At 57.3% G+C, this 11781-nt stretch carries 8 protein-coding genes; all 8 read left to right on the top strand.

The genetic code is table 11. From position 1 onward, the window contains the following. Nucleotides 1-14: 14 nt before the first annotated feature. The 8 genes from IPP88_16925 (at nucleotide 15) to IPP88_16890 (ending at nucleotide 11778) form a co-directional block, all read left to right on the top strand. Entirely contained in the window at nucleotides 15-1079 is a 1065-nt protein-coding gene (locus IPP88_16925) for a uroporphyrinogen decarboxylase (protein ID MBL0124329.1), read from the top strand. Between the two features lie 320 nt (nucleotides 1080-1399). Continuing rightward, a complete protein-coding gene (locus IPP88_16920; protein MBL0124328.1) occupies nucleotides 1400-3598 on the top strand; it encodes a primosomal protein N' in 2199 nt (732 codons plus the stop codon). A 238-nt stretch (nucleotides 3599-3836) separates the two neighbouring features. Then, nucleotides 3837-5507 carry an arginine--tRNA ligase gene (locus IPP88_16915; protein MBL0124327.1) on the top strand — a complete coding sequence of 557 codons (1671 nt, stop codon included), beginning with the start codon at nucleotides 3837-3839 and terminating at the stop codon, nucleotides 5505-5507. Nucleotides 5508-5510: 3 nt separating this feature from the next. Continuing rightward, nucleotides 5511-6197: an SPOR domain-containing protein gene (locus IPP88_16910; protein ID MBL0124326.1), complete on the top strand. Its 687-nt coding sequence runs from the start codon at nucleotides 5511-5513 to the stop codon at nucleotides 6195-6197. 24 nt (nucleotides 6198-6221) lie between these two features. Beyond that, nucleotides 6222-6905 (top strand): thiol:disulfide interchange protein DsbA/DsbL, encoded by a 684-nt coding sequence (locus tag IPP88_16905; protein MBL0124325.1) that lies wholly within the window; start codon nucleotides 6222-6224, stop codon nucleotides 6903-6905. A 122-nt stretch (nucleotides 6906-7027) separates the two neighbouring features. Beyond that, nucleotides 7028-7786 carry an SDR family oxidoreductase gene (locus IPP88_16900; protein MBL0124324.1) on the top strand — a complete coding sequence of 253 codons (759 nt, stop codon included), beginning with the start codon at nucleotides 7028-7030 and terminating at the stop codon, nucleotides 7784-7786. 78 nt (nucleotides 7787-7864) lie between these two features. Beyond that, nucleotides 7865-9970, top strand: a complete 2106-nt coding sequence (locus IPP88_16895) for an enoyl-CoA hydratase/isomerase family protein (GenBank protein ID MBL0124323.1) — start codon at nucleotides 7865-7867, stop codon at nucleotides 9968-9970. Beyond that, on the top strand, nucleotides 9967-11778 hold the full coding sequence (locus IPP88_16890) for an acyl-CoA dehydrogenase (protein MBL0124322.1): 1812 nt from the start codon (nucleotides 9967-9969) through the stop codon (nucleotides 11776-11778). The genes IPP88_16895 and IPP88_16890 overlap by 4 nt, the downstream gene beginning before the upstream one ends. Nucleotides 11779-11781 lie beyond the last annotated feature (3 nt).

The following is an 11781-nucleotide window of genomic DNA, read 5'->3' as shown; positions in this document are numbered from 1 at the left end:
CACATCAAATTCTCATGTCTCCAATCCAAAACGACACTTTCCTGCGCGCACTGATGCGCGAGCCAACGCCCTATACCCCCATCTGGATCATGCGTCAGGCGGGCCGTTATTTGCCGGAATACAACGCCACCCGCAAACGCGCGGGCAGTTTTCTGGGGCTTGCAAAAAGCCCGGACTATTGCACCGAAGTAACGCTGCAGCCGCTCGACCGTTTTGCGCTCGACGCGGCGATACTATTTTCCGACATCCTCACCATTCCGGATGCGATGGGCTTGGGGCTGTACTTTGTGGAGGGAGAAGGCCCCAAGTTTGAACGCACTGTTCGCACGGAAGAGGATGTGAAAAAACTGCCGGTCGCGGATATGTCGCAGCTTTCCTATGTCACCGACGCGGTATCGCAAATTCGCCGGGCATTGAATGGCCGGGTGCCACTGATCGGCTTCTCGGGCAGCCCGTTTACGTTGGCCTGCTACATGATCGAAGGTGGTGGATCGGATGATTTTCGCCGCGTGAAAACAATGCTCTATCAGCGCCCCGATCTGCTGCACACCATCCTCGAAAAAAATACTAGGAGCGTGATTGCATACTTGAACGCGCAGATTGACGCAGGCGCGCAGGCCGTCATGCTCTTCGATACCTGGGGCGGAACGCTTGCGCACAATGCCTATCGCGAATTCTCGCTGGCATATGCAGAACGCGTCATGTCGGGATTGAAGCGAACCAACGATGGGCGAATCGTGCCGCGCATTTTTTTTACCAAAGGCGGCGGGTTGTGGCTGGAACCGATGGCCGACATCGGTGCCGATGCGTTGGGGCTCGATTGGACGGTCGATCTGGCGCAGGCAAAGAAACGTGTCGGGCACAAAGTTGCGTTGCAGGGCAACCTCGACCCGAATACATTGTTCGGCGATAAGGCCACCATTGAACGCGAAGCGAGGCGCGTTCTGGCCGAATTTGCCTTCGACAATATTGCATCGGGGCATGTTTTTAATCTTGGTCACGGCATCTCGCAATTTACTGACCCGGAGCATGTGGAAGCGCTCGTTAACGCTGTTCACCGCGCCAGCACTAGTGTTTAAGCAGAGGGCCTTGTCAAGAAAAATATTTTGAATTTGGATGCGTTGCAGGCTTGCTTATGCACAGAAAGCTTGTTCTCCAAAAATAGCGGCGGTATTTCGTGACGCTTGACAGAAAGACGTTATAAATACTTGTATTTAATGAAAATTAAATGTATTCCTGCATTCAAGATCCTGGCCCTTTACGAGTATGCCGCAAGAAATCATTGTTGCAACCAGACCTATGCACAAAGTTATCCACAGGCTGGAGACCCAATATCCATGCGGGTTTCCGGCAGCCCCGCTAGAGAGTTTGCGCTGATATGGTCTTGGATATTGTCCAAGTGGCATTGGATCTTCCGATTGCGAAAAATTTCGATTTCTTTGCCGCGAATGTGACCGAAAGCGATATTGGCAGGCTGGTCGTCGTGCCATTCGGCAACAAGTTGTTTAGCGGTGTCATCGTCGGCATCAGCGACGTTTCCGAGGTCGCTCGGGACAAGCTGAAGCCGGTCAGGTTTATCCAGCGTGGATTGCCGAAATTTTCCGCGGACGATTTCGCGTTGATCCGCTTTTGCCAGAATTACTACCATCACCCGTTTGGTCCAATCGCATTGAATGGACTGCCGCCCGCCATGCGCGCGATGCGGCTGGTGGCGCGAAGAAAAAATCATGTCGTGACCATTACCGGCGCCGGTCGTGAAGCGCTGCCCTCAGTGTCCGCGCGCGCCGTTGCGCAACGTGCAATATTGGCCGCCGTTGAGCCGGCGCCGCAAACGGTGAAGGCGCTGCAATCGCGCCATGTGCGCGCTGCCGGCATCCTGCGTACGCTCCAGGCGAAAGGCTGGGTCGCTGTGCATGAACTGGATGCTGATAAACCGCCGCCAATTGCGGCTTCACTACCGCGAGCTTTCGTTCCCGGTCCCACGCCGAATCGTGAACAGTCGGAGGCCGTTGGCGCAGTCACTGACAAGTTGGGCGTGTTCGCGCCGTTTCTGCTCTCAGGCATCACGGGCAGCGGCAAGACCGAGGTTTATCTGCATGTCATTGCGGCGGCAGTGAATCGTGGCAAGCAGGCAATGGTGCTGATGCCGGAAATCAATCTCACACCGCAGTTTCTCCGCCAATTGGAATCGCGCTTTCCCGACGCGTGCATCGTGCAGCAACATAGCGGCCTCGCGGACGTGCCGCGATTGTCCGGCTACCTCGACGCTCATTCAGGGCGCGCCGATATCATCATCGGTACGCGTCTGGCCGTGTTTACGTCCCTGCCGCGCCTGGGCATCATCATTGTGGATGAAGAGCATGACGCCTCTTTCAAGCAACAGGAAGGATTCCGCTATTCGGCGCGCGACGTGGCCGTGTTCCGTGCACAGCAGGCGGAATGTCCTGTCGTCCTGGGCTCGGCCACGCCGTCGCTGGAGAGTTTGCAAAACGTCGCACGGGGACGATTCACCGGGTTGAGACTCAACCAGCGCGCCGCGCCTAATGCGGCATTGCCGCGAATTGATTTCATCGACCTGAATGGCGAGCGCGCTGAAGACGGGTTGTCGGCCACGCTGATCAGGGCGCTGGAAGACACCGTCAAAGGCGGCGAACAAGCGTTGGTATTCATCAATCGTCGCGGTTATTCGCCGGCGCTGGTTTGTGCGCACTGTGGCTGGATGCCGGATTGCACGCGTTGCAGCGCGCGGCTGGTTTTTCATCAGCGGGACAGGCGTCTGAAGTGTCACCACTGCGGATATCAAACCCGCGTCCCGGGCACGTGTAGAGATTGTGGCAGCCATGAATTGATCCCTGCCGGACAGGGTACTGAACGCGTCGAGATTGCGCTCCGCGCGCATTTGCCAGACGCGCGCATTGCACGCGTCGATCGCGATTCCACGCGACGGCGCGGGTCGGCAGAGAAAATATTCGATGCGGCCGCTGCCGGTGAACTCGATGTGCTGGTCGGTACGCAAATGCTTTCCAAGGGCCACGACTTTCCGCGAATCACGCTGGTCGGTGTAGTAAATGCCGATGGCGCGATGTTCTCGGCGGATTTCCGCGCTGCCGAGCGCATGGTTGCCCAGCTTATGCAGGTGGCCGGACGCGCGGGACGCGCCGATTTGCCTGGACGCGTGCTGATCCAGACGCGCTTCGCCACCCATCCGCTGTATCAGGCCGTTGCCGCACAGGATCATCCGCGGTTTGCGGAAATGGCGATGGCCGAGAGAAAACTCGCGAATCTGCCGCCGTATTCGTTTCTCGCACTGCTGCGAGCGGAGGCGAAAGCCGAGGACGTCTTGCGTGAATTCATGAGCCATGCGGTTGATGAGGCGCGCCAATATCTATCCGCACAGCCTGCCGCATCGCTGCACGTCTGGGATCCGGTCGCGGCCCCACTTTCGCGCAAGGCGGGTTTTGAGCGGCAGCAGTTAATGGTGCAGGCGGGTTCACGGATGGAGCTGCAACAGTTTCTGTCGAAATGGCTGCCAAAGGTGCGCGAGCACGATTCGCGTGCCGTGAAGTGGGTGATCGATGTGGATCCGTTGGACGTCTAGACGTTGGCGTAACCGGATGAGCCGCTCGCGAACCTTGGCAACATATTGATACGAAGCTATTGGCAACAACAAAACTCCAGTATTGACGGGCTTCTTCGAGCATAAATGGCTATAACGCCCCGCCAATGCTAGTGTTTTCGTGATTTATGCGGGCTATCGCCGGGTGGATTTCGCGGGATTTAGTCGCTTTCACCGTCCCTTCCAGCTATAATTTCCGACTTACTTTTGAGTATTCTGCATGCCATCCGCCACGTTCATCGACAACAAGAGCGCCATTGCCGCGCTATTTCAGCAAGCCCTGTTTGTCGCCTATCCCGAACTACGCGATGATGCCGTTCCGTTCGTCATTGAAGTGGAAAAACCGAAAAATCCCGACCACGGGCATTTCGCGGTAAACAGCGCATTGCAGCTCGCCAAGAAACTTGGCGTCAAGCCACGCGATATCGCCGTCGCAATCGTTGCAGCACTTCCCGCGTCCGAATTGCTGGCAGGCCAGCCCGAAATTGCCGGTCCCGGATTCATCAATATCCGGCTTGCCTCGGCTGCAGAAACACGAGTGGTCGCCGCGATTTTGGCCAACCCTAATGACTTCGGTAAAAGTACGACGGGCGGCGGGCGCAAGGTAATGGTTGAATTTGTTTCAGCCAATCCCACGGGTCCGCTGCATGTTGGCCATGGCCGCGGCGCGGCGACCGGTGATACGCTGGCGCGTCTGCTGGAAGCGCAGGGCTGGAGCGTCAGCCGCGAGTTTTACTACAACGACGCGGGCGCACAAATCAACAATCTGGGTTTGTCCGTGCAGGCGCGCCTGCGTGAGAAAACAGGCCTTGATGCGGCGTTTCCGGAGGATGGATATCGCGGTCAATACATCGTGGAAATCGCCGAGCGCTACGCGCAGGAGAATCCCCGCGACACCAAAGGCGAAGACATTGATGCCGTCCGCAAGTTTGCCGTGGCCGCATTACGTCACGAGCAAGACCTCGATCTCAAGGCCTTCGACGTGCAGTTCGATATGTACTTTCTCGAGTCATCGCTCTATACCGATGGTCTCGTCGAAAAAACGGTCGATCATCTGGTGAAGATGGGCCACACGTACGAAAAGGATGGCGCGCTCTGGCTCAAAAGCACCGACTATGGTGACGATAAAGATCGCGTCATGCGGAAATCCGACGGCACCTACACCTACTTTGTGCCGGACGTTGCGTACCACGTGACCAAGTGGGAACGCGGTTTCACGCGCGCCATTACCGAGCTGGGCGCCGACCACCACGGCTCCCTTGCGCGCGTGCGCGCGGGCCTGCAGGCGATGGAAATGGGCGTGCCGAAAGGCTATCCGGACTACGTGTTGCACCAGATGATCACGGTGATGCGCGGCGCCGAAGAGGTAAAAATCTCGAAGCGCGCCGGCAGCTATGTGACACTGAGCGATCTGATCGACGAAGTTGGCCGGGACGCCACGCGTTACTTTTTCGTGATGCGCAAGTCCGATTCGCAGCTCACGTTTGATATCGACCTCGCCAAGAGCCGCTCGGAAGAAAACCCGGTCTACTACGTGCAATATGCCCATGCGCGCATTTGCAGCGTACTGGGCCAGTGGGGCGGAAATACCGAGACATTGACGGGAGCGGATCTATCGCCGCTGACCAGCAAATACGAGTCCGACCTGTTGCGCGCGCTGGCTGATTTTCCGGAGTTGCTTGCCACCGCCGCGCGTGAACTTTCGCCGCACCTGGTCTGCGTCTATCTGGCCGAACTCGCCGCCAAGTTGCACAGCTACTACAATGCTGAAAAGTTTCTGGTTGAGGATGAAAAATTGAAACTGGCAAGACTGGCATTGATCGTCTCGACGCGGCATGTTCTGAGGAACGGGCTTGCGGTGCTGGGTGTATCCGCGCCGGAGAAAATGTAAATCATGGCCAGGGATTACAAACCTGCGGGATCGCGGACCGACGGTGGTGACGGCGGCAAGAAGCGTGGGATGAATCCGATGTTTATCGGCATCATCATCGGTTTGCTGCTCGGTATCGGCTTGGCGCTGGGACTCGCGATCTGGTTGAATCGCGCCAACAATCCATTTATTGAGAAATCGCGGCCGATCGAAGCGCTGCCGACAATTCCATCCAGAACATTGGCCGCGCCAGACACTTCCCCGCCCCCCGTTTTCAAGGGCGAAGCGGAAAAGCCGCGCTTCGAGTTTTATCAAATATTACCTGGTGACAAAAGCGACAAGGGTGGCAAGACGGGTCCCAAAGTTGAGGCGGCAAGCGCGCCCAAATTCGTTGAACCGGCGGCGCGCACCGCGCCGGAGCAGAAACCGGTCTCGAAACCCGACGCCAAGCCGGATGTGAAACCCGCCAGCGGCGAAATTTTCTACCTGCAAGCGGGCGCCTTTCAGAGCCAGACCGACGCCGATAACATGAAAGCCAAGGTTGCATTCGCCGGATTTGAGGCGATTGTCCGGCCTGTCAACTTGCCCGACAAGGGAACGTTATATCGAGTGCGACTCGGCCCCTTCAAAAGCATGGACGAAGTGAACAGAATCAAGGCAACGCTGTCTCAAGGCAGTATTGCCGCCGCCGTTGTAAAAAGTTCCGACTAACCCCCTGCCATTAAGCTCAACAGGATGAATATGACTTTTAAAATCTGGATTCAGCGCGCCAGCATTGCGCTTGTCGCTGCATTTGCCATTGGCAATGCGCTCGCTCAGGGCGGTCCGCGTGATGTGATTCCTCTGAACCCGCCGCAGCCGGTCGAAAACGACGGCAAGCTTGAGGTGCTGGAATTCTTCGCCTATGGCTGCATACACTGTGCAAACCTCGAGCCGCGGCTGGCCGAATGGATGGCCAAACAGCCCGCCGACGTGAAGGTAAAACGTGTTCCTGCGGCATTTGCGGTTCGCGGTATCGACAGCGCGCCGATCTTCTACACACTGGAAGCCATGGGCCTGCAGGAAAAACTGCATCAAAAGCTTTTTGATGCAGCAAACCTCGAAAATGTGATGCTTGGCAATCCTGCAACACTCAACAAGTGGCTGGAAAAACAGGGTGTCGACACCAAGAAATATGAAGAAATGCAACGCTCCTTCTCAGTGCAAAACAAAATCAATCGTGCGCGCAGGATGAGCAGTGATTACAAGGTCCAATCCACGCCTGCCGTCGCGGTCAATGGCCGCTTCCTGTTGGAGGGAGGATCCGAGCAATTGTTTGCGAATGTTGATCAGCTGCTTGCGAATGCGCGTGCTGCCAGCAAGCCAGTCGCCGCAGTGACCGCTCCCACGGCACCAACCGCACCTGCAAAAAAGAAATAACAGGATCACGGCAAAACAAGAAGCGCGGGTACCGGAGCATTCCGGCCCGCGTTTTTCATTTCCGATCCTGCGAAAGCATTGCGCGACATCGTGCGTCGCGCGGACCCGCGTAAAATAGCCTGATGACAGCACCGACCGTTTTCATCACCGGCGCCTCCTCGGGCATCGGTGAATCCCTCGCGAGACTCTATGCCTCTCGCGGATGTCAATTGGGGCTGGTGGCGAGACGCAAAGAACACCTTGAGAAACTCGCCGCCGATCTCAATCCCGCGCCCGCCATCTATTTGCTCGACGTTCGCGATGCCGTCGGCCTGACGCAGGCGGCGAACGATTTCATGACCCGCTATGGCGCCCCGGACATCGTCATTGCCAACGCCGGTATCTCGCGAGGTACGTTGACCGAAATCAGGGACGACCTCAAGGCGTTCCAGGAAATCCTCGATGTAAATGTAATGGGAATGGTGAACACATTTCATCCGTTCGTCGCGCCCATGCGTGACAAGGGCGCAGGGACGCTGGTCGGAATTGCCAGTGTGGCGGGATTTCGCGGCATCCCCGGTGGCGGCGCCTATTCTGCGTCGAAGGCGGCAGCGATCAAATATTGCGAATCACTGCGCGTTGAACTACGCGCCAGTGGGGTCTCGGTTGTCACTATCTGTCCGGGATATATCCGCACGCCGATGACGGCTGTCAATAAATACAAGATGCCGTTCCTGATCGATGTTGACGAAGCGGTAGTGCGATTTGCGCGCGCAATCGATGCCCGGACCAGCTTCACGGTGATTCCGTGGACGATGGGCATTGCCGGGCGAATTTTGCGAATCGCGCCCAACTGGCTGTATGACCGCGTCTTCTCGCGCATGCCGAAAAAAGCAAGATGAAATTTGCGAGGGCAAATCTCATCGGCATTCGCGCAGAATCCCCGACACACTTCTCGAAAAACAGAAACATCAAATCCCATGACAGCCCAATACAAAACCCATGAATCCGTTGCGGTAGTCACGCTCGACCATCCACCCATTAACGGCATGGGCCTTGCCACCCGCCAAGGCATCGAAGGCGGCCTGAAAAAGGCGCTCGCCGACACCCGCGTCAACGCAATCATCATTACTGGTGCGGGCAAAGTTTTCTCCGGTGGCGCCGATATCAAGGAATTCGACAAGCCCGAGGCGATGCAATCGCCGAATCTGCACGACCTCATCGCCATGTTCGAGGCCAGTCCGAAGCCGGTAATTGCCGCGATCAATGGCGTTTGCATGGGCGGCGGCACGGAGATTTCCCTCGGCTGTCATTACCGTGTCGCGGCACCCGGCGTCATGATCGGACTGCCCGAAGTGAAGATAGGTATCTTGCCGGGCGCCGGTGGCACGCAGCGTCTGCCGCGCGTATTGCATGGTCGAGCCGGGATGGAACTCGCCTTGAACATGATTGTTTCAGGCGATCCGGTGAAGTCGGAGTTACTTGCCCAAACCGGAATGCTCGACAAGTTGATCGACGGTGATTTTCTCGCCGGAGCGCTGGCATTCGCGCACGAAGTAATCGCTGCGGGAAGCAAGCTGCCGCGCGTGCGCGACATGACAATAGAGCTGGCGAATGCAGGGGAGATCTTCACCGCGGCGCGCACCAAGGTTGCCGCGGCCAGCAAACATTTTCCCGCGCCACTCAAGTGTGTCGACGCGGTCGAAGCTGCTGTTACGAATAAGATCGACGAAGGCCTCGCTTACGAATTCAAACTGTTTTCGGAATTGGTCGCGACGCCGGAATCGGCCGCCTTGCGGCACGCGTTCTTTGCCGAGCGTGCGGCCTCCAAAATTCCCAATGTGCCGGACACAACCGCGACGCGTCCGATCAAGATGGTCGCGATCATCGGCGCGGGCACCATGGGCGGTGGTATCACGATGAGTTTCCTGAATGCCGGCATCCCGGTTGTGCTGCTGGAAATGAAACAGGACGCGCTGGATCGCGGTGTGGCGACTGTTTGGAAGAACTACGAGAACACCGTAAAGAAAGGTAAGCTCACCGCGGAACAATGCGAACAACGCATGAGTCATTTGAAGGCGACACTTGATTACGAAGATCTCGTTGATGCGGACCTCGTCATCGAAGCGGTATTTGAAGATATTGGCGTGAAGCAACAAGTGTTCGAGAAGCTCGACCGCGTCATGAAGCCGGGCGCCATTCTCGCCAGTAATACCTCAATGCTCGACTTGAATCGTATCGCCCAATTCACCAAGCGACCACGCGATGTCATCGGCATGCATTTTTTCAGCCCCGCCAATGTGATGAAGTTGCTGGAAGTGGTGCGCGGCAGGGAAACGGCCGGTGACGTGTTGGTTACCGTCATGAAGCTCGCGAAGAAAATCAGGAAGACCGCGGTAGTCTCCGGCGTTTGTGACGGGTTCATCGGCAATCGCATGATCGAGCAGTACTTGCGCCAGGCAATGTTCCTGCTGGATGAAGGCGCGTCGGTGGAAGAGATCGATCGCGCGATCGAGGAATTCGGGTTCGCCATGGGCCCGTTTCGCATGAGCGACCTCGCTGGCAATGATGTTGGCTGGTATATCCGCAAGCGGCGCTATGTCGAACATCCCACGCTCAAATATTCGCAAGCCGCCGATCGGCTGTGCGAGCTCGGGCGCTTCGGGCAAAAGGCAGGTGCCGGCTGGTACGACTACAAAGCTGGCGACCGTACTGCCTACGCCTCGCCGATTGTCGCGGAGATGCTTCTGCAACATCGAAAAGTCATCGGCGTTTCCGCGCGTCCCATCAGCAAGCAAGAGATCGTCGATCGCCTCGTTTATTCGCTGGTTAACGAGGCGGCGCATATCCTCGAAGAGGGTATTGCCTCGCGAGCATCGGATATCGATGTCATCTATCTCACGGGCTATGGATTTCCACTGTGGCGCGGCGGTCCGATGCATTATGCCGATCGGATCGGACTTGAAAAAGTTGTCGAGGTGATGAATGGCTTTGCACGCAATCCCCATGCCGATTCGCTGTTCTGGGAACCCGCGCCTCTGCTGAGGAGACTGGCGGCGGAAGGAAAAACGTTCAACACAGCATGAGCAAGATCCTCTCCGCCCGCGACATCGAGTTCCTGCTCTACGAATGGCTCGATGTCGAATCGTTGACGGCTCGTCCCCGTTACGCCGACCATTCGCGTGACACGTTCGATGCGTCCCTGAAAACCAGTGAGCAGATCGCCACGGATTTGTTTGCGCCGCATAACCGCAAGGCCGACCTCAATGAACCGCATTTCGATGGTAAGCATGTTCACCTGATCCCGGAGATCAAGCCCGCCTTGGACGCGTTTGCCGCTGCCGGTTTGATGGCGGCGGGACAGGACTATCCGCTGGGCGGCATGCAATTGCCCACCGTAGTCGAAAAGGCGTGCATGGCTTGGTTCATGGGTGCCAACGTTGCGACCGCGGGCTATCCGTTTCTCACTATAGGCGCCGCTAACCTGTTGCTGGCGCACGGCTCGCCACAACAGGTTGAGAGGTACGTAAAACCGATGCTGGCGGGCCGCTACTTCGGCACCATGTGCCTGTCGGAGCCACAGGCCGGTTCGTCGTTGGCGGATATCAAGACTCGCGCTGAACCCGATGGCGCGGATGCGTACCGCCTCAGCGGCAACAAAATGTGGATCTCCGCGGGCGAACACGATCTCGCCGAAAACATCATTCACCTGGTGCTGGCCAAATTGCCCGGGCCGGACGGGAAGCTGATTCCCGGCACCAAAGGCATTTCGCTTTTTGTCGTACCAAAATTTCTGGTGAATGCCGATTTCACACTGGGTGAACGAAACGATGTCGCGCTGGCTGGCCTCAATCACAAAATGGGCTATCGCGGTACCGTCAACACGCTGCTCAATTTCGGCGAGGGCAAATGGAAACCTGCCGGGAAAGCCGGTGCGGTCGGCTATCTGGTGGGCGAAGCCGGGAAAGGCCTCGCTTGCATGTTTCACATGATGAACGAGGCGCGCATCGGCGTGGGACTCGGCGCAACCATGCTCGGCTATACCGGCTATCTGCATGCGCTCGACTACGCGCGCAATCGCCCGCAGGGCCGGCATCCGCAGGCGAAAGACCCCTCTTCGCCACAAGTCCCCATCATTGAGCACGCCGATGTGCGGCGCATGTTGCTAGCACAAAAATCCTATGTGGAAGGCGCACTGGCGCTGAATTTGTATTGCGCAAAACTGGTCGATGACGAAAAAACCGCGGAGAGTGAAATCGCGCGTCGCGACGCAACCCTGCTGCTTGATATTCTTACGCCGATCGCCAAGAGCTGGCCCTCGCAATGGTGCGTGGAAGCCAATAGCCTGGCGATTCAGGTACACGGCGGCTACGGCTACACGCGCGATTTTCCGGTCGAGCAGTTTTACCGCGACAATCGCCTCAATCCGATTCACGAAGGCACGCACGGTATTCAGGGGCTGGACCTGCTTTCCCGCAAGGTGGTGTTGCAGGATGGCGCCGCATTGAAGTTGCTGGTGTCGCGGATGGAGGCGACGCTGCATCGGGCCGATGAAGATGGCGATCTCACGGAACTCGTTGGCGAGGTTTTCAGCCTGCTCGATCATCTGGTTGAAGCGACCCGGGATTTGCACGCGGCCGGAGATATCAATAAAACACTCGCCAACGCAACCGTCTATCTGGAAGCGTTCGGGCATATCGTCATGGCGTGGATCTGGGTTGAACTGGCGCTTGCGGCGGCCGCCGCGCCGAATCGCCACGATGATTTTTATCGCGGCAAAATGCAGGCCTGCCAATACTTCATTCGCTGGGAACTGCCCAAGGTTCGGCCGATGCTGAATCTGCTGGAGTCGCTCGATACCACGACGCTGGATATGAAAGATAACTGGTTCTAGGAG

The organism is Betaproteobacteria bacterium, assembly GCA_016720925.1.
Taxonomy (GTDB): Bacteria; Pseudomonadota; Gammaproteobacteria; order Burkholderiales; family Usitatibacteraceae; genus UKL13-2.
This window is presented reverse-complemented; position numbering and strand designations above follow the sequence as displayed.